The 24145-nt window shown below is 57.3% G+C and carries 19 protein-coding genes; 6 read left to right on the top strand and 13 right to left on the bottom strand.

Annotated features, from left to right (window positions below; translation table 11 throughout):
* Positions 1 to 10 precede the first annotated feature (10 nt).
* From CEE69_RS04920 to aroA, 9 genes are all read right to left on the bottom strand, one after another.
* A complete protein-coding gene (locus tag CEE69_RS04920) occupies positions 11 to 1978 on the bottom strand; it encodes a BBP7 family outer membrane beta-barrel protein (RefSeq protein ID WP_099259581.1) in 1968 nt (655 codons plus the stop codon).
* 353 nt (positions 1979 to 2331) lie between these two features.
* Complete coding sequence (locus CEE69_RS04915) at positions 2332 to 3867, bottom strand: anti-sigma factor family protein (RefSeq protein ID WP_099259580.1); 1536 nt, start codon at positions 3865 to 3867, stop codon at positions 2332 to 2334.
* On the bottom strand, positions 3864 to 4574 hold the full coding sequence (locus tag CEE69_RS04910; RefSeq protein ID WP_099259579.1) for an RNA polymerase sigma factor: 711 nt from the start codon (positions 4572 to 4574) through the stop codon (positions 3864 to 3866). Before CEE69_RS04910 ends, CEE69_RS04915 begins: the two co-directional genes overlap by 4 nt.
* A gap of 169 nt (positions 4575 to 4743) precedes the next feature.
* Complete coding sequence (locus CEE69_RS04905; RefSeq protein WP_099259578.1) at positions 4744 to 7131, bottom strand: protein kinase domain-containing protein; 2388 nt, start codon at positions 7129 to 7131, stop codon at positions 4744 to 4746.
* A gap of 765 nt (positions 7132 to 7896) precedes the next feature.
* Positions 7897 to 8886, bottom strand: coding sequence for a ParB/RepB/Spo0J family partition protein (locus CEE69_RS04900; protein ID WP_099259577.1), 990 nt, complete (start codon positions 8884 to 8886; stop codon positions 7897 to 7899).
* On the bottom strand, positions 8879 to 9625 hold the full coding sequence (locus CEE69_RS04895; protein WP_099259576.1) for a ParA family protein: 747 nt from the start codon (positions 9623 to 9625) through the stop codon (positions 8879 to 8881). Before CEE69_RS04895 ends, CEE69_RS04900 begins: the two co-directional genes overlap by 8 nt.
* Positions 9626 to 10097: 472 nt before the next feature.
* Complete coding sequence (locus CEE69_RS04885) at positions 10098 to 10928, bottom strand: hypothetical protein (protein ID WP_099259575.1); 831 nt, start codon at positions 10926 to 10928, stop codon at positions 10098 to 10100.
* 268 nt (positions 10929 to 11196) lie between these two features.
* Positions 11197 to 11979 carry an N-formylglutamate amidohydrolase gene (locus CEE69_RS04880; RefSeq protein WP_099259724.1) on the bottom strand — a complete coding sequence of 261 codons (783 nt, stop codon included), beginning with the start codon at positions 11977 to 11979 and terminating at the stop codon, positions 11197 to 11199.
* A 27-nt stretch (positions 11980 to 12006) separates the two neighbouring features.
* Positions 12007 to 13398: a 3-phosphoshikimate 1-carboxyvinyltransferase gene (gene aroA / locus CEE69_RS04875; protein WP_099259574.1), complete on the bottom strand. Its 1392-nt coding sequence runs from the start codon at positions 13396 to 13398 to the stop codon at positions 12007 to 12009.
* Between the two features lie 81 nt (positions 13399 to 13479).
* Here aroA and CEE69_RS32755 point away from each other — a divergent pair, with 81 nt between their 5' ends.
* From CEE69_RS32755 to CEE69_RS04850, 4 genes are all read left to right on the top strand, one after another.
* Positions 13480 to 13695, top strand: coding sequence for a hypothetical protein (locus CEE69_RS32755; protein ID WP_199169791.1), 216 nt, complete (start codon positions 13480 to 13482; stop codon positions 13693 to 13695).
* Between the two features lie 373 nt (positions 13696 to 14068).
* Positions 14069 to 14539, top strand: coding sequence for a hypothetical protein (locus CEE69_RS04860; RefSeq protein ID WP_099259572.1), 471 nt, complete (start codon positions 14069 to 14071; stop codon positions 14537 to 14539).
* A gap of 36 nt (positions 14540 to 14575) precedes the next feature.
* A complete protein-coding gene (locus tag CEE69_RS04855) occupies positions 14576 to 15538 on the top strand; it encodes a putative bifunctional lysylphosphatidylglycerol flippase/synthetase (protein WP_099259571.1) in 963 nt (320 codons plus the stop codon).
* A 152-nt stretch (positions 15539 to 15690) separates the two neighbouring features.
* Positions 15691 to 16383, top strand: coding sequence for a methionine-R-sulfoxide reductase (locus CEE69_RS04850; RefSeq protein ID WP_099259570.1), 693 nt, complete (start codon positions 15691 to 15693; stop codon positions 16381 to 16383).
* Between the two features lie 182 nt (positions 16384 to 16565).
* Here the strand turns inward: CEE69_RS04850 and CEE69_RS04845 are convergent, their stop codons facing one another.
* From CEE69_RS04845 to hmpA, 3 genes are all read right to left on the bottom strand, one after another.
* Positions 16566 to 17468: an alpha/beta hydrolase gene (locus CEE69_RS04845; protein WP_099259569.1), complete on the bottom strand. Its 903-nt coding sequence runs from the start codon at positions 17466 to 17468 to the stop codon at positions 16566 to 16568.
* Between the two features lie 7 nt (positions 17469 to 17475).
* Positions 17476 to 17940: a large conductance mechanosensitive channel protein MscL gene (gene mscL, locus CEE69_RS04840; RefSeq protein ID WP_099259568.1), complete on the bottom strand. Its 465-nt coding sequence runs from the start codon at positions 17938 to 17940 to the stop codon at positions 17476 to 17478.
* Positions 17941 to 18078: 138 nt separating this feature from the next.
* Positions 18079 to 19317, bottom strand: coding sequence for an NO-inducible flavohemoprotein (hmpA, locus tag CEE69_RS04835; protein WP_099259567.1), 1239 nt, complete (start codon positions 19315 to 19317; stop codon positions 18079 to 18081).
* A gap of 315 nt (positions 19318 to 19632) precedes the next feature.
* On the opposite strand from hmpA, the gene CEE69_RS04830 reads away from it, so the two are divergent.
* Positions 19633 to 21168, top strand: coding sequence for a S10 family peptidase (locus CEE69_RS04830; RefSeq protein ID WP_233214741.1), 1536 nt, complete (start codon positions 19633 to 19635; stop codon positions 21166 to 21168).
* A gap of 4 nt (positions 21169 to 21172) precedes the next feature.
* Here CEE69_RS04830 and CEE69_RS04825 read toward each other — a convergent pair whose 3' ends face one another.
* Entirely contained in the window at positions 21173 to 21718 is a 546-nt protein-coding gene (locus tag CEE69_RS04825) for a DOMON domain-containing protein (RefSeq protein ID WP_099259723.1), read from the bottom strand.
* A 617-nt stretch (positions 21719 to 22335) separates the two neighbouring features.
* Here CEE69_RS04825 and CEE69_RS04815 point away from each other — a divergent pair.
* Positions 22336 to 24087, top strand: a complete 1752-nt coding sequence (locus CEE69_RS04815; RefSeq protein ID WP_099259565.1) for a RodZ family helix-turn-helix domain-containing protein — start codon at positions 22336 to 22338, stop codon at positions 24085 to 24087.
* Positions 24088 to 24145: the final 58 nt, after the last annotated feature.

Below are 24145 nucleotides of genomic sequence, written 5' to 3'. Positions count from 1 at the left end.
TCCCGTTGCCTCAGAAGGGGTGGAAGACCCCAAACGTGATCCCATGTGCCAACAAATCGTTGTACGTTCCCGCGGGATCAGGACGGCGGCTTCCTTCGAATCCGCCAATCGACAAATCGCTGAGATTCAACAACGGATCAATCTGTTCCGCCGCCCGCATCACTCGGCTGAGATAAAGGAATTGGTATCCGATCGTGACGTCCCAGTCATTCCAGAAATGCCGTGTGACAGACAATTGGATCTCGGGAGCCACCGCCAACTCGTCAAATTCTCGCACCCCTGAATTGGTCGAACGAACCAGCAACCCGGTGTTGGAACGACTGGTGATCACGCCGCCGCCCGCTTGCGGTTCGGTACTGACCGACGCTCCCGATGCCGCCACGCTGCTGTGCGTCACGCCAATTCCCAACTGAACGGCCGTGTTGAATGACCAGACGGGGCCGGAGGTGGTTGAGCGGATCCCCATGGTTGCACCGTGAAAACGATTTTCCACCGAGAAGTCATCGGTCTGCTCCAACAACGAACCGGCTTGCATGCCGCCGCCGTCGACGAGCGCCCGCCGTTCATCCTGAATGGTCAGCCGGTCGTCCAGTTGCAAAAAGCGATAGCCAACGAACGATTCCATTTGCCGACCACGTTGGTTGATCAACAATGCTCGCATCAAGACGTCCGCGCCGCCGAATTCAGTCGAAGAGTCAACGGAGAGGTTGCCTCGAAGATCATTGTTGAATTGAATCAGATCCGCGGCCTCGCCGTTATTGATCCCGCCCGGAGTCACGTCGACGTAGGGACGAGCCAAGATGGAGTACTGCGAACCGTCGGCCGAGAAACGGCTGGAGATATCTTCTGAAAACAAAATCGACCCGGATATCGCCAGACCGGTGTCACCGAGATAGCGACCAATTTCGAATCGTCCGGCCGCGCGACTGTCATCACCCAACATTCCGCCATACAGCGTCTCGGTTCCGACCTGCCCGATCTCGCCAGCGTCATCGCGAGCGGTTCCGGCGCCTCCGGTGGTGACCAACGATGGAGCGTGTTGTCCATCGACCCAAAGTTGCATGTAGTCGGCACGGATCCAAAGATCGTGCAGCGGGTCCGACAAAGCATGGGCCAGCACTCGAATGCGAGCGTCAATTCGTTGATCGCAGACACCAACGCATCCGCCACCGCATTCATCGCAGGCGGTCGAATGGCCGTGCGAGCCACCTTCCATCAGAACGCTTTCGCCTTCGATGTAGGTCTCGCCCATGTCGCCGACGTAGTTTCCATTTTCGCCGATCCATTCCCCGTCGACGACAACTCCGTCGATCATTTCGCCGTCCACCGAGTGCGGCACAAAGTTGTTCATCGGAGCCTGCGCGGTTCGTGCAGGAACCGTCAGAGTTCCCGGCAGTGGCTGGCCGACTCGGACCGGGGCAGGTTGGGAACCGTAGTAGTATTCGCCTTCTTCGAGCTCGCTGCTGATTGGATTTCCATCGGCATCCAAAATCTCGACGCTGGTCACTTCGCCAGGCGTTTCGAAATGCGGCAATCCATCCGTGCCAGGAACGACAACGCGTCCGTCCGCAGGCAATTTGCTGCGAGAAGATCGCATGGAACCGACATCGATGTGTTGAACCTGGACCACCGACAAATTTTCACCGCTGTCTTCGTTGGAATCATCGAACGCGGCGTGTTTTGGTTTACCAAGGTTACGTTCCACCGGAATCCGTCGCGGGGATGTGCCCGAAGCTGATGCCGTCTGTTTGGCGGTAGATGTTGCGGTCTTGGATTCAGACGCATCGGTCCTGCCTTTGATCTCCGCATCGGATTTCATGCCGAACCGAATCGGGAACGGGAAGAAGCTGGACTTCGATTTCTCATTGGCTTCCTGTGCCAAACCAATACTTGGCATTACCGCGCAGGACATGACCACGCATGCGCAAAGCAACAGGCCTGCAGGTCCAAAGCGGTGTCGATTCGTGTTGTCGTTCATGTGCTATCCAGCCTTCCGAGGTTCCGAGTGGAACCGTGAATTGCGAAGCGATTGCGTAGCGTCAGCGGCAATCGCCGGTGCGTCGGCTTTCGGGGTAGCAAACTTGAGACGAAAAGATCAAGTCAGAAAGAAATTCACGTGCTTGAGTTTCACGCGAGTTGGGTGCGCCGAACAAAGAGGCTGAGCAACACAATGGGACTGGCCGGAAGGATTGGGGGCGATGCTAGCGTGGAATCATGTGCGGACGAAAACCGCGGCTAATTTACGTACTGATAGCCGCGGCTAAGGCCGGGCGGCTGATGTGAAAGAGAACCGCGGCTTGAAACCTGCGGCTGATTGGGTCGATTGCCTGGCTATTGGCGAAGCAGTCGGTCGCGGACTTCTTCGGGTGGCAATAGATCCAACTCTTCTCGCTGGTCGGCGGAGGTTTCTTGGTAGGCCTGCTGCAACGTCTTCAGCTCGGAATCAGGGCGACCGCGACGACGCAAGGCTTCTTCGGCCCAGTCGCGAATGACCATCGATCGGAACCAAGCGTTGGTGGAAACGGTTCGCAGCAATTCCAAGTCATCTTGCGGCAACATGATTTCAATCTGATGCAGCTCACTCAATGACAACGGCGGCGACTCAGGACCTCGTTTCTTGTCTCTCGAATTGTGACGTCGTCCAGAGTCACCAACGATCGAATGAGCAATGTAGTGATACCCGATTGATTCGTCTGCATTGCGGCCGTTCCAACGGTGAAACCCTTCCATCATCCGCGTTGCCGCGGGTTCACGGTCCTCGACACGACGTTGAACAATTTGCCGCATCGTAAACGCGATCCGTTCGACCGTTTCGTCGCTCAACCCCTTGGCCGTCACGCGTCCGATGACGCTCATTGTTTCATGAACACCTTCTTCGATCGCAAGCAATCGTGGTTCGCCGGTTTGATTTTCGATCGACGCCAACGTGTCGCGACTGAGCTGTTCTTTCCACCGCGAGTATGCCCGCATCGTCGTCAGTAATTCAGCTGAATCCTCGGCCTCGGCGACTCGATTGGCGCGTTGACGCGTCGTCGCGCGTGCCTGGGGTGAGAGATTGTTGAACGTGTCCCAGCGTCGGTACGCGGTGGCACGTTGCTCTTCATCCAATTCTTTGATGCCTTCGAGCAACTCATTCGTGCCGCCATACTGGTCAACCAACTTTTCCAAGTCTTCGGTCGCCGAACGACTGGAGAGCGTCAACCACAACCGTGACTTCGCGAGATCGCGTACAAGCTCCAAGTCATCGGTGCTGGCGTAGGCTTGGTGATCGATCGCGATCGGCAAATCGGCAACTTGGTTTTGATGAGACATCGCTTGCCATCGCCAAGTCACCAGCGATGAAACAATCAGTGCCAGCACGCCAAAGACCAGAAGCCGCCGCGTCCACTTGCGCCGGCGTTGTTGGGGCAGGGTGTCCGAACTGACGTTCCCATTGATTGAACTTGCCGCTTCGGTGCCCATGGAGGCTCGAGTGAGATCGCGAACCACCATTTCCAACGTCGTTTGAACGGAATGTTCATCCGCAACCGGAGTTGGAAGGACGTCCAGCATGTCCCACCCTCGCTGCAGCCCTTGTAGACGCAGACGCAGGGATTCCTCGTTGATCAAACGGTCTTCGAGTTCCGTCCGTTCCTTGCCCGACAGTTCTCCATCCAAGTAGGCAACCAACTGCTCATCATCGCGGTCGACCGGCATCTCGCGCAGCGTCATATCGTCCGGCTCAAAGCCCTGGTCGATTCGCGTTTGGTCTTGGGTTGGGATTGCCATCGAGACGGTCTTGTCACCGGATGTTTGACCGGTGTCGTTGGGTGTGGGGCCGGATGTCGTTTTGCTTTGGTTGTCGAGCGAGCGATTCGGGTCGTTCATGATGGCTCCTCCTCGATCATTTCGCCGGCAGTTTGGCTGGTGCTTCTCTCGATTTGCATGGACGGCATCGACATGGCCGGATCGAACGTCCCACCCAGTTGTCCCGATTCGATGTAGGGCGTTAGGGCCTCTTTCAAACTCACGCGGGCCCGGCTGAGCAGCGACTTCACCGCCTTGGTGCTCAGGCTCATCGTTTCGGCAATTTCGACGTAACTCATGTTTTCAAACCGAGACAGAATCAACGCCATCCGTTGACGTTCATTCAACGACGCCACGGCCGAACGAACGATCGACGCTCTTTCATCTCCTTCGACTTGGCGAGTCGGCATCAAACCGCTGCTGTCCACTGCGGTCACCGCCAAGAACGGGGCATCGCCGGAATCATCCGCGCCGCGCGGCGAGTCGACTTCGCTGGTTTCATGTCGTCGCGCCGCCGTGCGTTTTGAATTGCGAGCGACATTGCCCGCGATCGTGAACAACCAAGTCGAGAACTTGGCGCCGGGTGTGTAGCTTTGACGAGCGCGGTAGACACGCAAAAAAGTCTCTTGGGCCAAGTCCTCAGCCAGGTCTCCTCGCGGTGCCAGGTGTTGCATCAACCGAACCAACCTTGCTTGGTAACGACGAACCAACTCTTCGAACGCGCCCGCATCATCCTCTTTCACGCGCAGCATCAGCCGCACGTCGGGATCGGATTGCGTGTAACGCAGGACGGTGGATTGGGTCGGCGAAGTCAGGGCACTGAAGGGGACGAAAAAGGGCAGGGCGGGTCAACAAAACAAAAGCGTGTTTCGTTCGGTCATGAAACCAAACTCAGCATAGCGAAACACGACCGCAACGTTGGACGAACAAATCCGACCTTCACGCGAGACGACCGAATCAGCCACCTCCCGCAGCGACGTGTTGCAAAATGCCGTAGATCTCGATCACGTTGTCATCCGCATCGAACACCGGATTCCCTCGCGTGAACAGCTTTCGATATTTGCCTTGGTCGTCACGGTAGCGGAACTTCAACTGGTAGGAAGTCCCTTGGGTCACGCTGCGTTCGATGGCCATTTGAAGCTTTTCGCGATCGTCGGGGTGGACCGACGCGATCAATTCGTTGTAATCGGGTGCCCCGCGATGCACCTCTCGTCCAGTCAATCGGTAAGCCTCATCGGACCAGTGAATCGCTTGCGATTTCAAAGTGAACGACCAACTACCTAACCCCGCCAGACGCTGAAGGTCTCGCAGGCGGCGACGAGAATGTTCCAAATCATGTTCCGCGGTTTTGCGTGCCGAGATGTCTCGCACCGTCGACAACAACATTTCTTCGCCGCCTAACTGGACGGTCCGAGAACTGATCAACACATCGATCAACCCAGAAACCTTGCTGACATCGACCGCTTTGTCGTCGCATACCGGCTGCTGCAGCGAAGTTTCCTTGGGCACAAACTGAGTTTCGAAGTTGTCGATCTGGCCCTCGCGAGCCAACTGGTCAATGAACTTTTCACGAGCCATCGGGCACGCCCAGATCGACAGCGAAGTCATCTTTTCGCCAACGACTTCTTCCTTCTCGTAACCCAACATGTCCAGGCACGCCGTGTTGGCTTCCATCACGACACCATCGGACCACCGGATCAACAAACCAGCGTCGGGCGAATGAGTGAACAACGTCGAGTACTTGGCCTGGCTTTCACGGACTCGTTCACGACGATCACGTTTTTTACGAACTCGCGCGGCCGCTTCGCTGTCGGACTTCCCAGCGGACTCGTACAGCACCAATGCTAAATCCAAGTCGCCCTGAGCCGTTGCCGTTCGAGCAAACTCCAGTTGGGTGCTGCGAAGAGTGTCGATCGCACGACGGTTGTCAGGCCAAATCTCGATGGCTTCGCGAAGCAACGCGTCGACGGCCGCGAAACGTTCGTAGCGATCCGCTCGCAATCCTGAGTTGCCGCCTTCTTTCACGACCACCTCGGGAGCATCCATCTCGTCGATTTCAGCCAAACGACGTTTCGCGCGACGCACCAATCGATCACTGGCTTCGTGAGAACGGTGACCCTCGATCGCTTCGATCAACTCCTCCACCGAAGTGAACCGATCCAGCGGCTCCGTCGCCATCGCTTTGAGAGCGATTTGAATCAGTTCCAACTCGGTGTCACCGAGGTGTTCTGGAATGGGTTCAATTTTGTTGTGAGCCGCGGCACGAATGCAGGCCAACAGACTCTTGCCGTGGTGCGGCGGGAAACCCGTGACAACACGAAACAAGATCGCACCGAGCAAGTAAATGTCGGTGGCGTAAGTGATCCCGAACAGATCGCCCGCGGCTAGTTCCGGCGCCATGTAAGCCGGCGTGCCACCGATCGCATGATTGGAATCGGTGCTGGATTCGTTCGCCGAAGGAGTCAAGGACGACTTGCTGAGAGCGAGCCCCCAGTCAGCGACCAGGACTTCGCCGAAGCGACCGAGCATCACGTTCTCGGGCTTCAAATCGCGATGGACCAGTCCTCGCGAATGGGCGTAACGAATCGCATCGGCAACTCGCAGCAAAATATTGAGGTTTTTTTCCAAAGAAAGCGTGTCTATTTGTTGATCCCAGCTCGCTCCGTCGACCCGCTTCATCGAGTAGAACAGCTGTCCTTCATCGTCGATGCATAGATCATGCAGCGCGATCACGTTGGGGTGATCCAACGCACCGATCACGCGAGCCTCAGCCAAGAAGCGTCCTCGTGACGAAGCGTCCGAAGCTAGCTCTCGCCTCAACACCTTGATTGCCACCTCGCGATCGATCGCACGCTGGTGAGCCTGGTAAACGATCCCAGTGCCGCCGCTACCCAAGGTTCCGACCAATCGATATTCGACATCCTTCAACGACGAGCAATCCGCTTTGGTCGGATCCGAACTCAACATCGCAACGCGACGTGGCGGCAAGAAGCCTTCGCACTTCGCCAGCGCCTGTGGCTGCTTGGACTGGCCGTCCATCTGCTCACCCGAGGCCGCGGCCTTGTCCTCGACCAAGCCGCTGCTTTCGGATACCTCGATCGTTTGAGCTAACCCCGACTCCGTCCCATCGGAATTCGGGGCCAACAAGGGTGTGGAGGTATGCGGCGCCATAGCCCAGCTTGGATGCTGCAGAACGCCAGCGGGCGATCCACCACTGGCGATCGCATCAAGCGATAGCGTCAGTGTTTGTGAATCGGCAGGCATCTCTGACAAACGTTTTGCCAAAGCAGCGTCGACTTCAATCGTTTCAATCAGGCTGGACATCAACAAGTCCGAAGGGGGCATCACCCGCGAAAGCATCGGCCACACCTGCCGAATTTCGCGCACTGTATTTTAGACGGCGGGGTACCGCCCACGTAGGCCCAGGAGCGGTTTTCACCCCGGCAACCGCAGGAATTCCAGCCCCATCACCCCAACAAGTTTGCCTGGCCGGATCGACCCACCGGGGGAGCGCAAACCCACGCCACATTCGTCCACCCAGTACGTTGGGCTTCCAAGCCCGACGAAGCAACCGCTCTAGTTCAAATTGCCCTGGCTCACCTCGCCCCGCTTCGAGGTCGCCCCGTTTTGCTTCACACTCCCTTTGGGAGTGTCGTGCAGTTTTACTTCACCCTCCCTTTGGGAGGGTCGGGCCGCTTCGGGCCGGGGAGGGTTACGCGCCGAATTCAATGCTGAGCCCTCCCCTCGCTTCGCTCGACCCTCCCAAGGGGAGGGTGATGATAATCGCGTGGCAATACAACAATTTGAAAACCGCACGACCTCCTGCGCGGGCGGGGTTCGCAAGACGCCACGAACAGAGCAATTAATATCTGCACAACCTCTGGGAGGGTGAAGTAAAGCTGTACGGCTTCCTTCGTGGAGTGTGGAGACTGGTAGTTATGCTGGTGCTCATCGGGCTGGGAGCCCAACCTACGGAAACGCGACGTCGGAACCAAACTAGAACTCGACGCGCGCATAAAAAAACCGACGTGGTGACAGACTGAATCTGCGACACCACGCCGGCCAGGTGAATCTTCGGTGGCTCAGCGATTTCAGCTCAGCCAAACTTTATCAGCCCGCGACGCGAAGCTGAGGTCGGTTGACGCTGCCGAGCAACCCACGAATGCGTTCGAACTCTTCGGCGTCACTGAAGTGAATCGTGACCTTGCCGCGACTTCGTGCCGACGCTTTGATCTCGACCTTGGTACCGAAAACCATTCGCATCTCTTGCTGCATCGCTTCGATGTGCGGCGGCACTGGTTTGCGTTTTTGGCGAGAGACATTGGTGACCTTCAGGCCCGTGTCGCTGTCCTCTTCCGCACGCAGCAATTCCGCCACGCCGGTTTCGGTTTTGCGAACGCTCCATCCTTCTTCGAGGATCTTCTTCGCAGTGACGACTTGGACTTCCACTTCGCCGATCGGCAACAATGCTCGAGCGTGTCCCGCGGTCAATTCGCCGCTGGTAACCATCTCAACGATTGGTTGAGGCAGTTCCAACAAACGCATCAGGTTGGCGATCGTGCTTCGGTCGATGCTCAATCGACGAGCCAAGTCGTCTTGTTTGCATTTGTGTTCGTCAATGTAGCGTTTGAATGACATCGCTTTTTCGATCGCGTTCAAGTCCTTGCGTTGCAAATTCTCGATGATCGCCAGCTCAGCAACCAAACGGTCGTCGGCTTCGCGAACTTCGGCGCGGATCGTTTGCAAGCCCGCGTGGATGGTCGCACGCAGGCGACGTTCGCCGCTGATCAGTTGGTAACGACCGTCAACAATGCGAACCAAGATCGGCTGCAGCTGTTGATGGTTCTTGATCGATTCGGCCAGCGAAGCGATCTCGTCTGGGTTGAATTCGCGACGAGGCTGAAACGGGTTGGCTTCGACCGAGTCGATTGGCAACTCGAGTGATTGGATGCCAGGCTTAGGGGCATCGTTGGTTTCGCCTGGCGGCACGATGTCGTCCATTGGCTCACCCAACAAAGCAGCCAAGCCTTTTCCGAGGCGGCGGTCTTTGCCAGCGGGTGCTTTGCTGGTGTTGGTTCGATTGGTTGTCGCGTTAGTCACGTTGCAGTACCTCCATGCACAGTTGGGTATAAGCGAACGCGCCGCGACTTCGCGGGGCGTACTGGAAAACGGTTTGGCCGTGACTGGGGGCTTCGCACAATGCGACGTCCCGTGGCACGACACTTTCAAAAACGATGTCGCCAAAGAAGTCTCGGACCTCTTCGTCGACTTCGCGGGTCAGTTCAAGTGATTCGTCATACATTGTCAGCAGGATGCCGCCAAAGGTCAGACGTCCGTCGGTGGCAGTGATGACTTTCTTGATCGTTCCAATCAGTTGCGTGACACCAACCATCGCGAAGTACTCGCACTGGATCGGAATCAACACTTCGGTGCTGGCAGTCAGCGCCGTTTCGGTCATGGCTCCCGCGCTGGGCGGGCAATCGATCAAGATGTATTCGTATTCTTCCATCACACTGTCGAGATGCTTGCGAAGTCGAGCGGTCGATCGATCGCCGGTTTCTGCAAGCATGTCCGCATCGTGGAAAGAACGACTGCCGGGCAACAACCCGAGATGCTGCACATCGGTTTCGACGATCGAATCAGGAAGCGACTCGGTTCCCGTCAATCCATGATGTGCGGCGGGCGATTGGCCCAGTGCAGAGGTGGCGTTGCATTGCGGGTCGATGTCGACCAACAAGGTTTTCTTGCCAGACATGGCCAGGGCGGCGGATAGGTTGACCGATGTGGTGGTCTTCCCAACGCCTCCTTTCTGGTTCACGACTGACAAAATCTTCGCCACGTTCTATGCGTCCGAATCGGATGAATCACATTGCCGGCAAGTCCGTTTGCCGACTGACCAAGGAACACCTTGGACAAGCGGGAAACTAGGTGAAACAAAGCTCGCGAAACAAGACTGGTTTCATAAGAAACCGGGCTTGACCTGCCCAGTGTGTTTCTGCCTGCGCGAGTTTCGTGTGAAATTGGGCAGGTGACATAGCGGTGGGTAGCAGAAAACAAGATGTAGCGGAGCGGAGCGAGCCGCCCGGTTCGTCACCAGAGGGCTCGCGCCCAGCCGCTGTCTCGTGCATTGGCGATCACGATTGAGCAGGAAGGCTGGAACGAGTGGGGTGAATCCCGTGAGCCGTTTGTGCCTTAGCGTTGGTTGTGCGTGGGAACCCTGGCTAACACCAAACGGCTGACATCAGCGAAGACGGCTGCGTACTTGCTTCGAAGCATCACCAATTGCCGGGTTGGCGAAGTACCAATCGCACTCACTCTGGTTGCCGGATCCAATGACGCTGGCGTTCCATCACGCTGGGTGCTGGCGGCATAGCGGGCATTTCGACTTCAGGAATCTTGAACGAACGCGAACGTGTTGGCTGCTGCGAAGCGTTCTGACCATGCAGATCCAAGGTCGGAGGACGAAGGACTTGCCGCTGGGCATCCGGAATCGCTTGAGAAGCCGGGCCGGAACTCGCTAGTTGTGCCGGAGTCGATTCTTCGCGGGCGACGGGAGCCGATGCTGATTTCGACGAAGTTGCCACGCGTGGATCCGCCGCGACGTGTGACTGATTAGCTGGCGAAGTCCCCTGCACACGAGCCTCGGCCATGCCAACCGGCGGAACTGATTGACGTGCCATCGGATTGGCAGGCGAACTCGACAACGCGTTGAAGCGTCGGTCGGGGAAATGAGGGTTGCTGAGCGGAACGGCCAAATCGTTGTAAGTCAGCGGCAAACGCCCGTCGCGACGCGGACGCGCAGGTTGCTGCGAAGGAATGGCATTCGGACCGGTCGCTGCAAAAGCCGCCGACTGGGACGGTGCGGCGTAACCCTGGCTGGGCGGATCGGGCCCACGGTGATTTGGCCAGCCCGTTGCTTGGGATGGACTGGAAGAGGAGGCCACTTGCCCGGCCACGGATGATTCCGTGTCCCAGGGAGGACTCAAAGGATCGGACGTGGCGATCGCAAACGGGGCCGTCGTCGGACCGGTCGCCAAAGCGTTGGGATCTGAAGACTCAGGATGCACCGCGTCGCGACGAAATGGGATCGCCGCGAGCAAGCCACCGACAACGATGATCGTGCCGAGGGTGAGATTTCGCATGAGGAGGACTCGAAGGCTGGGGGGGAAAAGAACATTCCAGCTTCGTCCATGAAATGGCACCGTCGATCGCTTCATGCGGGTGCCTATCGAGTTGATCGGCAACGGAACTCCCGGTTCCCGCAAGATTTTGTTCCGCAACGGACGACCGATTCAAACGAAAAGGTCACGGGCGGATAGGTTCGGCAACCGGAACAAACGGAAACAAGTTCCGTAGCTCGGTGGGGGACCACCGAGCTACAGGTTGATTGCGGACAGGTTGATAGTGGACTCAGGCGGCTTGGGGAGTCGCTTCCGGAGTCACTTCTCGAATTGCGTTGGCCAAGACTCGCAATACCTCGCGTCGACGAAGCACCGGACGAGCCACCCAGGCACGATTCAGTACGACCTCCACGCCCAAGTAGTGCACGTCGTAGAAGTGCTTTCGCATCGCTTTCGTCAACGAATCGTTGGTTCCGCGGCCGGGATGGTTGCGGCGGACACGCAGGTCCGGCATCGCGAAGTACAACTCGTCCGACAAATCCAAGCACCAATCCAGCTCGTCGGCGCGGCCGGGATCGTACAGCAGCCCGACGTCGCCTCGCTGCCACTGCCCCGACGCGGTTCGAGCCGCGAATGTGCGAATCGACAGATGAACGACGTAGGGATACTGCAGCAACATCTCACTGATCCGTCGCCGCACGGTCTCGCGATAGGGTGTGCGGATCTCAGAAAGAATTGCCTTGCGTACTTTTGCTGGCAACTTGCGAACCGATGGCCGGAAGAGATTGCGGTGGTGGACGGAACGACCCACGTCGACCAAGTCCGCTCGATAAGGGTTTGCTATCAAATCGCATTCCGCATGATCGGCAATCAAACGTGCCGCTAACCCCGCTTCGCGATCAATTGGTGGCATCAACAACCGAGATGGGTCATCGCGGCTGACCGATGACTCGTTGATCGACGTCTCGTTGATCAATGGCTCGATGCCCGGAATGACGCTCGATATGCCAGCTTGAGCGAGCGGCTCGCGCAGTGATTCTGGGATCCGGTCGCCGCCGGCGTCGCAGGTCACTAAGAGAGCCATCTCTGTTCTCCTGGCTTATTCCGCCGTCCAGTGATGAGCCCGGCCGATCAACTGCTCCAGGTCCGACCAATAGTTCGGATAAGTCTTCCCGGTGCAGGCGGGGTTCTCGATCTCGACGCCGCCGAGTCGCAATCCCGCCAAAGAAAAGCTCATCGCCATTCGGTGGTCGTGGTAGGTATCCAGCCGCACGGGACTGCTTTCGCTGACCGCCGGTTCGCTTAGTGGATGAATCGTCATCCCGTCTTCGTGCTCCTGGATCGTCGCCCCGAGCTTGCGAAGTTCGCAGGCCAAGTCGCCGATCCGGTCCGTTTCCTTGAATCGATTGTGGGCCACACCGCGAACGCGAGTCGGTGAATTCGCAAATAGAGCCACCATCGCCAATGTTTGCACCGTGTCGCTGATCGCGTTCATGTCCACATCAACTCCGCGGAGCTGGCCGCGCGGCAAATCAGTCGCAATGACTCGGATGAAGTCGTCGTCTTCTTCGATTTGGCATCCCATCATTTCCAGGACATCAACGAACGCCACATCGCCTTGGGTCGCGGCTCGACTGAGCCCCTTCACAGTCACGTCGCCGCCAGAAATTGCCGCGGCTGCCCAGAAATAGCTGGCTGCGGAAGCATCCGGTTCAATTCCCCAACCAATCGCGTCGTAGTCGCCGGAGATCTGGACCAGCACATCGCCTTTCGCCGTGGTGGGCCACTGCAATTCGACCGAGGCACCAAAGACTTGCATCGCGTCCGCGGTCATTTCGACGTACGGACGCGAGACCAATTCGCCGACGACTCGAATCGTGACGGGCTGGCCTGAGCGTCGACTGGCCAACGGCGCCGCCATCATCAATCCGCTCAAGTACTGGCTGCTGACGCTGCCGGCGACGCTCAGTTCGTGCTTCGCCCAACCAGCCGTTTGAATATGAACGGGAGGGCATCCGCCATCGGAGACCGCTTCGATGCGGCCGTCCACGACCGGGGCCAAGGCGTCGACCAAGTCACCGATCGGACGCTCGTGCATCCGGGGGACGCCTGACAGTACATAGTTGCCACCAAAAGCCGACAAAGCTGCCGTCAAGAACCGGACGGTCGTGCCACTGTTGGCGATGTACAAATCGTGTGGCGAATCCGACGCGGGGGCCTCGTTCGCACCAGTCACAACGAGGGTTCGTCCAGCGTCGAGCGATTCAATTTCAACGCCGATCTTGCGCAGCGAATCCGTCATGACGTGGGTGTCTTCGCTGACCAAAGCGCCTTCGAGCTGGCTGGTGCCGCGGCCGAAGGCGGCCATCAGCAGAGCTCGGTTGGTCAGACTCTTGCTACCCGGAGGCCGAATTGAACCGCGGACGGGACCACCGGGAATGACTCGGACGGTGGCGATGGCGTCGGACGGCAATTCGGTGGTCGAGTTCATGAACCGGCTAGAGACGTGTGTTCGGGTGAGGAATTGGTTCGTGGTGGATGCTGGCCTGGGATCCAAAGCGATCCGACGATCATGACCGCCAAGGTCACCGTGTGGATCAACCAAGTCGGCTCGCTGGTGGTCACAGTGCGAGCCGTGATCACGGTCATGATAACCAATAATGCCAAAAAGCGACGCTCCGCACGTCGGGCCGCAGCTCCTACGGACAATTTACTGACCATCAACATGATCAATGCGATCAGGGGCAAGCCAATGGCACTGGTGGCGGTCGCCAAAAAAATCAACTGAGGCATCACTGGCATCCTGCGTGAAGCGGAACAAAAAGAAGAGACCGGTTGAGAGCGTTCCTTGCTCGCCGGGAAAGCTCTTGTCACATGTTTGCCCCGGTTCGCGGAAGAGCGAACTTGAGCGGAACTTCAAATTTTCTGACGGAAAAATCCATCGAATCGAAATAATCGACAAAAACTCCCCAGTTTGCCTCACCCGAATTCAGGTCGATTCCGATAGGGGATGGTGGAGGGTTTTGTGCCCAGACGTTTTTGCAAACCGCTTGCCAATCGTCGAGCTCAAGCCCCGGGAAATTGGCCTCGGACGCGTTTGTTTATGACCGTCCGCCTTCCCACCCGTCACAACCTCCCCCCTTTCACCTCTCCGATCCCACATGTCCGCTCGAAGAACCGCCTCCGCCGTTTTTTCGCTGATCTTGCTGGTCACGCTGGTGGTCCCATCAACCGGCTGCCGCTTGTGCGGTGATTGCGATATGGATGCCTATCCAGCTTATGGCGGAGCTTGGGAGCGAACCCTTCGCGAAACCGGCCGGGTCGGCAGCGTTTTCGATCCCGGTGGCGTTCGAGCCGCTGACATCGAAGCCCGCACCGATCCCGAAACCGCCGACCGAAGAATTCGCGACCAATCGCGATACGACAACGAAAGCACAGCCGATTCGGGTGAAGATCGGCAAAAGAAGTCCGATGACGAGCAACGGAAGCTTGACGAAGAGGCCCGCGACAACGACAAAACGCCGGAACAACAAGAAGCAGAGCTCGAGGAACTGGAAAAGCGTCTGGAGGGCCTGAATTTGCAAGATATCCGTTACGTCGAACCTCGCGAAAACCAATCGAATTGGAACTAGCGACCTTCGGCGGCTCCAAGAAAAAAGCCACCCTGCGTGAAATTCGATCCCCGCAAGCTCGTCGGTCCGTTCATGGCGTTGCTGCTGTTCGGCTTGGCCGTGCGGCTGCTGATCGGCGAAGCTCACAAGGTTTCCTGGGATGACTTCGTCGCCGGGTTGACCGGTGTTCCCACCACTTACTTGGTCATTGCGACCTTCCTGGTGGCGCTGAACTACTGTCTGCTGATCTGCTACGACATTTTGGCACTTCGGTATGTGTGCCGAGCCCTCCCGCTTCGGCGAGTCTCCCTGGTCGCGTTTCTGGGTTATGCACTGGGAAACAATCTGGGCACGCTTCTCGCCGCCGCCCCCATTCGCTACCGATTCTATCACCGCTGGGGACTGACTCACCGGCAAATCGTGGCCCTGATGAGCGTTCTGGCTCTGACGTTTTGGTCAGGCGTCTGCGTGCTGGGCGGAGTTGTCTTGGTTCTGCATCCGATCGAATTGCCAGCCAAGTTCGACTTGCCATTTGGCGTCCGGACGCTCGGAGCCATTCTGCTCTCGATTGCCGTTTTCTACGCAGTCATTTGCTTGGTTTGGCAAAAACCTTGGCCGATCGGAAAACTACACCTGCGTCCGCCAAGTCTGGGCCTGGCGACCGCTCAAGCTTCCGTTGCCATCGTTGACCTGACGATTTCGGCAACCGCACTGTATTTGGTGATGCCCGGCGACGCAGTCGTTCCGTTTCCGACCGTCTTGGCGGCCTACTTGGTCGGAATCACCGTGTCACTGATCACCCAAGTCCCCGGCGGACTTGGCGTTCTCGAGCTGATTCTTTGGACGCTGCTGAAAGACACGGTCGGCAAGCCGGTGCTGGCCTCCGTCCTGATTTTTCGCGTCATCTACTATATATTGCCACTCTTGGTTGGCATGGTCGTCTTGGTCGCTCACGAGATCTACAGCGGCGCGATGGAAGCTCGCCACGACGCCGAAGCGTTTGATTCCACGACCACCTGAACCGGATTCGCGTGCGATCAATCGCTGATCGAGACAAATCCCAGACGCCGGCCAACCAAATTAGCGGTTTGCTGCGTAGTACGATCCGGTAAAATAGATTTGGCCGCACGGGATAGCGGCTCCTTCCTTGACCTCAGCCATAAGGCCGAACGATGCCCCTGCTCTCACAGCCTCTTTGGAAACACTTCTTCGGACTCTTCATCTTGGGCGGGTTGATCATTGCCGTCGCCGGATGCGGTGGCCCCATGGCTTCCATCAACGCAGATGACGCGACGGTTGCTGAGACCAGTGAATCCGACACGACCGCCGAGTCTGAAACGAAGACGACTCAGAAATCGACCATCCGCCTCCCCCGCAAGCGATATGAGCTGAACATGGACTCGAGCCCGTTCAACAAGCTGACCGAAGCCGAAGCCTACGTGATTCTGAACAAGGGCACCGAACCACCCGGGGACGGCGGTTACACACTGACCAAAGATCCGGGCACCTACATCTGCAAACGCTGCAACACGCCGCTGTATCACGCGAAAGACAAATTCATCAGTCACTGCGGTTGGCCCAGCTTCGATGACGAGATCAAAGACGCGGTCAAACGCCTCCGCGACGCCGACGGCCGCCGAATCGAAATCGTTTGTGCCAACTGCGGCGGACACCTCGGCCACGTTTTCCACGGCGAACGGCTGACCCCAAAGAACGAACGCCACTGCGTGAACTCGATCTCGATGAAGTTCATTCCGGAGGGCAAAGAGATGCCCAAGCCAATCAAGGCGACCGACGTGAAGAAGAAAGAGGACGCCATGAAGAGCGAAAAAGCGGCCAACCCCAAAGCAACCGACGCCAAGTAGTTGCGGGGACAGAGCCTCCCAAGAGGCCCTGCCATATTTGAGATGCCGTGCGAGCCACGGTCCTCAAGCCACCCCGTCCGTTGCCAAAGTTCGCGCTGCTGCGCGAAGGTTGGCCACTCTTGGCCGATATCCACAACTCCGACGGGCAAGAGTCCTACATGGGTTAAATCGTCATCAACGACTCAATCCACCCAGCCAAGTGATTCCAAGAACGCGACCGTCTTTTCCATCGTGTCGCGGTAGATCTTTCCGCCTCCATCGGTCTTCTTCGCATTGAAGAAGCCATGGGGCTGGCCTTCGTAGAGATGCAACTCGCTGCGGACCCCGCATTCTTTGCACTTGTCTCGGAATCGTTCCCCCGTCGCGACCGGAATCAGGTTGTCCTTGGTCCCCAAGAACACGATCGATGGCGGATCGTCTTTGGTGATGTTGTGCATCGGCGAATACTTCGCGAAAGCGTCGCCGACTCTCGCCGTGCCCCATCCGCCGGGTCCGTTGTCGTAGACCGGGTTGAACAAAAGCATCGCCGCTGGTTTGCGGGAGACGCCGTCGACCACCTCGTCGTCCATGGTTCCGAGGTACGCCGCCAAGTGACCGCCCGCTGAACCACCACCGGACGCAATCCGCTTTGGATCGATTCCGAACTTGCTGGCATGGGCTCGAATGTACCGAAGTGCATCCGATGCATTTTCGACGCAGGTATCCGGTGGCGATTTGGACTTTCTGTCGAGCAACCGATACTTCACGCGGAAGCAAACCATGCCTCGCTGAGCAAGCTCCTTGCTATGCGATGCGAACTGCCCTGGTTTTCCACCCGTCCAGCCACCGCCGTGAAAGAACACGGCCGCCGGACGGGAATCCTCTGCCGTCCAACCGGCCGGCCGAGTCCAATCGACGAAGAGTTCGATTGACTTGCCCGATGATTCATCCGTGATCGTCTTGTAAACGAACTGTTCTTCGACCACCTCGCCGCCGGACGTCGAATCCGCCACGGCATCATCAGCAATGGCGAGATCGCCACTGCCGATCCATTGAAAAGCAATCGCGGCGGCAAGAACAAATCCAAACGAACGTCGGTGACTCATCGTGTCCTCAGCTTTTTTGAAGGGCGTCGCGAATTTCTCGCAGCAGTTGAATGTCTTCGCTCGGTTTGGCGACCTCTTCTTCTTCCGGTTCGCCTTCCATGTGCGATCGAGCAGCATTGATCAGCTTAATCGCTACGAACAAGGCAATGGCGATCAACAGGAATTCAAAAATGGTCTGCACGAACGGACCGTAGTTGAGAATGGGATAGTCCTGCACAACCATTCCCGCTCCTTCGCCTTCAATGACCTTCCCCGCATCGTCAAGCTTTGGCGATTCAGTTTCGATTGTCAGTGCCGCTTCTTTGAAATTGACTCCCGACCGAGCCGTCAGCAAATTGATTGGCGGCATGATGATGTTGCTGACCAGCGATTTGACGATACCACCAAATGCACCGCCGATCACAACACCGACCGCCAAATCAATGACGCTGCCTTTGAGTGCAAACTCTTTGAACTCTTGTACCATTCCCATAATGCCCGCTCGCTCTTTGCCATGTGCACCAACTCAATGAACGCAAACAACATGTTTGCGATGAATGTGCAAAGCGTAAGGCCGCGTCATCTTTGAACCAAGCGGTTAGTTTCAATTTGCATTGACACCACGGCAAACTCACGATGTAGAAGACATCAGCAACTCTTGCTTTGGACCAAAGAATTCATAGTTCATTCGATGCTCGGCCACACCCAACTCAGACAGAATCGATTGGACGACACTCATGAACACTGGCGGACCACAGTAGTAGAACCTCGCCGATTCAACCGGCACCCAGTCACGTATCAATTCTCGACTGAGTAGCCCAACCTCATCGCACTTGCCCGATGCGAGATCGTCGTCGAGAGGTTCGTTGTAAATCGTCCGGAGTTGCAGTCCGGGTGATGCTTCCGCGAGTTGCTGCAGTTCATCAGCGAAAGCGTGGCTGGCACTGTTTCGTGCGGCTTGAACGAACGTGACGTCGGCGTTTGGATGTGCTTTCAACAACGACTTCGCCATCGAAAGCAAAGGCGTCACACCGATTCCTCCTGCCAGAAAGACCACCGGCTCCGAGCATCGCTCGCTGGGGTCAAGAGTGAACTCACCGCAGGGTGGCCCAAGTTCGATCGCATCGCCTTCGTGAACCCCGTCGTGCAAGAGATTCGAGATCAAACCTCCCGGCGCATCGTCTTGCAAGGATTCCTCACGTTTGACGCTGATCCGGTAGTGAGGCTCATGCCAACGATCAGACAAACTGTAGTTGCGTGGCGAAGTCGGCGTGACCGGGTGCTCCAGGTGCACGGTGATGTATTGTCCCGGTTTGAACAGCGGCAATTCCCCACCATCCTTCGGTTTCAAATAAAACGAAGTCACGCAGTCGCTCTCCGACACTTTTCGCGAAACAACAAACGTTCGCGTCCCATTCCAACCACCCGGCACCAACGCTTGACTCTTATAGATCTCATTTTCGCGACCGATGAAGATGTCAGCTAAGAAACCATAAGCCTCCTCAACCGCGTCCATGATCTCATCCGTCGCGGCATCGCCCATCACGTCCTGGATCGCGGCCAACAAATTCGCTCCCACGATCGGGTAGTGTTCGGCTTTGATTCCCAACGAGCAGTGTTTCTGTGCAATGAGCTCCACCGCCGGCAACAACACCGCGGGATTGTCGATGTGGGTGAAGTAAGCACAGATCGCTCCGGCCAATGCCTTTTGCTGACCGCCGGTGTGTTGGTGCGATTGGTTGAAAAAGACCTTCACCTCCGGATTCACTTCGAACATGCGTTCATAGAACCGCCGGGTGATGGTCTCCGCGTTAGCTGCCACAACGGGCGTGATCTCTTTCACAACTCGAATCGTGTTCTCACTGAGCATGGACGGAATTTCTCGAAAAGAGGTGTCGAACGCGGCGGCAAAATCGCGAGCCGCTAATCAGCACCACAAGGTACACATTAAAACATGCACGTCAAGGTAGACTTTAGCGAACGGCGGTTTCGGTGCTCCCCACACAGTGAAGAGCGGCGACGGTTCTGCCGCACTCAACCAATATCGGAGGTTGATTCACCTGCGCATCGCCAATGCAAAAGAGGTGGGCTCAGAGCCCAAATCGAGCGTGCCAGCAAACTACACTGGCGTGCCTGGCGGACCTCATTCAAAACGCTCCCTGACTGAACAACTGAGTTGCACCTGATGAATTGGAAATGTCTCGCAAGCCTATTGATGCTGTTCTTCGTCAGCACAAACGCTCACGCCGATGACGCAGCGGCCTCGAAGGACGCTTCGGCGGCGGAGAAACCGAGCGATGAACTGGCCGATAAGTTTGTCACGACGGAGCACTCATTCAGCGTCGCCGGAGAGACGATCGACTACACCGCCACGGCGGGCCGCTTGGTCATGCAAACCGACGAACTCGATCCAAAGGCGGAAGTGTTCTTCGTCGCGTACGAACGGAAAACGGACGACGCCACCAAACGGCCACTCACGTTTTGCTTCAACGGCGGACCGGGATCGTCTTCTGTTTGGTTGCATCTGGGGATGTTGGGGCCAAAGATCATCCGGTTCCCCGATGACGCTTCGTTGCTGAGTCCGCCTTACCATCTCGACGAGAACCATCAAAGCCTGCTCGATATCACCGATCTGGTTTTCATCGACCCCGTCAGCACTGGGTACAGCCGCCCGGCGAAAGACGTCAACAAGAGTGACTTCCATGGCTACAACGAAGACGTCCGCAGCGTTGGACAATTCATTCACGACTACACGACTTTGAATGAACGTTGGTTGTCGCCCAAATTGATCCTTGGTGAGAGTTACGGCGGGCTTCGCGTTGCCGGACTCAGCGGCTACTTGCGGGACCACTACAAAATGGAACTCAACGGTGCCGTCGTGATCTCCGGCGCAATCAACTTTCAAACGCTTCGGTTCTCGCCCAGCAACGATGTTCCCGATGTTTGTTTTCTACCGACTTACACCGCGACGGCTTGGTACCACAAACAACTCGATGACGAAATGCAATCACTTCCGCTGGCAGAAGTCGTCGCGAAATCGGAGAAGTTTGCCTATCAGAAATACGCTCCCGCGTTGCTGAAGGGCACCGGAATCAGCAAGAAAGAACGCCAACGTGTCGCCAAGGAACTCGCAAGCCTCACGGGCCTCTCAGAAGCGTACTTGTTGTCGTCGAATCTCAAGATTTCGATGCAACGGTTCGGCAAAGAACTGCTTCGCGATGAAGGTTTGACCGTCGGGCGATTCGATGGTCGCTACACGAGCATCGACCGAGATTCAGCCGGTGAAACGCCCGAGTTCGATGCCAGTGGCGCTGCGATCTTCGGCCCCTTCACGGCTTGCTTGAATGACTACATGCATCGCGATTTGGAATACAAAGACCGCCGCGTCTACGAAATCCTGACCGGCAACGTGCACCCGTGGAGCTACAAACCGTTCGAAGGCCGCTACGTCGACGCATCGGAAACGCTTCGCGGCGCGATGGCCGCCAACCCTTCGTTCAAGCTATTCGTTGCTTGTGGTTACTACGACCTCGCGACACCACACTTCGCGATGGAGTACACGATCGATCACATGGGGTTGTCGCCCGAACGCAGCAAAAACCTGACGATCAAGCACTACGAAGGTGGGCACATGATGTACGTCCACGAACCGTCGCTCAAGCAATTGCGACAGGACCTGGTTGAGTTCTACGACGGCGCCGTCGGCCAACCAGCCGAGTAAGCGATTAGCTCGAGATCAAAGCGGCCTCCGACCACAACGACGGGTCTTCGGCAACGGGGAAATCGGTGCTGAGCGTCAACGCTTGGTTACCGAGTTCCCGGTCCGCAACCAGATAGTAGAAACCGATCTGGGATTGATCCTTGGGGTCGTAACCGGTCAGCGCTTCGGCGGGAATCAATCCGGACAACTCGTACCCGTCATGCCGCGGGATCGCGTGAATCTTCAACGAGTCCGGCCGAACCGGTTTGGGGTTGGTTCGCGCTCGATTGATGGGCACCATCGCCGCGACGGCTCGCTCACGCTTGGGTCCACCGCCGGCGGGCAACCATAGGAACCGGTGACAGTGCTGAGTTGCGCGGTGAATATTGGGACTGTTCCGCGTGTCCATCCAAAGGTGCAATCCATCGCTCTCGTCCAATCGAGTTTCGCGGCACCACGGCAGTTGGCGTTTCCCGTTGACCAGCAAATGAAATCCGATCCCGGTCACGTCCCACGCGATGCGAACGTCGGCGAAGATCGGACCGCCTGATAGAGCGGCAAACGAAGGCACGCGGCACGACGTCGGCAAGGACAACCCTCGCGAAGTCCAATCCAGCGAATGTTGCTGCAACCGAACTTCGAATCGGAACAACATCGTGGGATCGAGAAGAGGACCTTTGGCAGAACTCAAGACTTCAAACCTGCTCGTTAAATTCGCGGGAACGTCAGACCGCGGCGATGTTCCCGCGTCCATCAAAAGGGTACCGGCTTTGCCCTGATTTGGAATGGTGGCAATCTCTCACGTGCCTCAACCGGGGCGTCAAACGCCAGCGGTTCAGCTCGGCTTGAACATCGCCCGACCGCCGTTTCGAACAGTGAATTGTGGAGGTTTCTTCAACAAACCGGCCGTGAAACTTTCGGAAATTTGCCCAACCGGAACAACCTGAACGGTCGCAGCAAAAACGAAATGCTTTCCTAAGCGATTCCAATTCCCCAGCCGTCCAAGTCGCCGATAGCGTGCGTTGGAGCGGGATCTCCTTCGGGTGATCGGGGATGTGTCCACTTGATGAAGCCCTGAACCGCTCGCGCCCACCTCACAGCCCTCCATCACATTTATACAAGCTCCGGTTTCGCAGTGAACTCATTATTCCAAGACGTCGTTCGCTGACCTCCGGCCCCAACATAATCATGAAAATTCTTTCCCCCATTCGCAATTGTCCCAGCACCGCCAAACGCCTCGCTTTGTCGGTCACCATCGCCGGTTCGCTCTTCGCCTCGGGACTGGCACCCTCGCTCGCTTTCGCCAAGCGAGTTGACCCTGCTCTCTCCGGCGGCATCTCTATCCTCGTCCACCGCTTCGACGAAGACGCCGCCCCCATCGACCCGACGCCAGTCGTGATTGATGAAGTCGACACAGAAGCGGATTCCGACACACCCGAACTCAGCGAAGAAAACGAACGCAGCGAAAAAGCCGAAGCCAGCGACGAACCCACCTCACAAAAGATCATCGCGATTCCTGGCACGCACGATTCGATCCCAACCGTCGCGATCGACGCTCAACCCAAAGCCGACCTGCCCAGCGTTGATCTGCCCAACATCAGTCCGTCCAGCGAAGACGGAATCGAAGCGGACTCTGGCGACCTGCAACTAGCCGCAGCCGAAGTCGATGTGGCACCATCAACGAGCGTCCGACGCACATCGTCGGACTTCAACGAAATGCTGGCCGCCGTCGCCGCTTCCACCGCGGCCAAAATCGGAATCCCTTTGGAACAGTTCCTCGAACCGTTCGCGATGATCCGCACCAAAGCAATCTTGCCACCTGTCGCTGGCGAATTGGATCCAGCCGTCGAAGCAAAGGTCGCCGACGACGAAGCATTGGCCCAAGCAGTTGCACTGAACCGTTGGTGGTTGGATGAATCAAAGCCGGAAGCAACCACCGACGAACCAGTGCTGCAAAGCCAGGTCGTCCAAAAAGCGGTCAAACCATCACCCGCTCCTCACAAATTCACGATTGACGTTCGCGAAGAGTTGGCCGCGTTGGCTGCCGAAGAGCCGATGGATCTTAGCCCGTCCGCGGTGATCCTTCCCTTCATCGCCAAACACGACTTCTCCGAACCGATCGCTGAAGCGGAAGCCGAGATGGAAGTTGCTATCGAACCAGAAGTGATCGAAGCTTCGACGGATGAATTGGCTGGAAGCTCGCCAGTCATCGTGACACTGGAAGAAGCGTATTTGCCATACGACTTGAACGAAGGCGATGTCCACGAAGCTCAAGTCGTGAAGTCGTCGCCCGACTGCTTGCTCGACGAAGCGGTTTGGCAAGCCGAACAGTTGGCGGTTGCCGCACAACGCTTCTCACCACGTGAGCTGGGCGGTTTGCTGGCGGACGTTTCGCGTCGCCGTTCCATCATCGAAGCCGACGTGCTGAATGTTGTGGCCGATGACTTGGCCTCGATGGTAGCCACACCCGTCGCGATGATGCTGGTCGACGGTGAACCAGTTCCGCAACCGGTGCCGGACGCGGAACCAGACACCGTCCATTCGATCGACACAATGGTCGTCGATGGCGATGTCATCCCGGCTCCGACTCCTGATTCGGTTCCCGATGAGTTGCCCAACTCGGCAGTCATCGAAATCATGCTGGTCGATGGTGACTTGGTTCCCGCGCCGACACCCGACACCGCTCCCGATGCGGTTGAGCCAGCACCGATGACTCCGACCATGCTGGTCGATGGCGACGCGATTCCGGCACCAACGCCGGACGGAATTCCCAATGGCATCGTGAGCTTGGACACGGCCACCGGAATCGAATCGATTGTCGCCGTCGATGTGGTCCCCGAATCAGCCTATCCGAAAATGAATCCTGGTTTGGATCCCGCTTCGCTGGAAGCTGAGACTCAGTTGGCCACGCGTCCCGAAGACGAGAACGTGCAACGCTAGACGAAGCGTAGAAACTCGCATCCACATCGCGAGTCACCTGCAACGACCCGAAGCCGAA

Source organism: Rhodopirellula bahusiensis, from assembly GCF_002727185.1.
In the GTDB taxonomy this organism is placed as follows: Bacteria; Planctomycetota; Planctomycetia; order Pirellulales; family Pirellulaceae; genus Rhodopirellula; species Rhodopirellula bahusiensis.
This window is presented reverse-complemented; position numbering and strand designations above follow the sequence as displayed.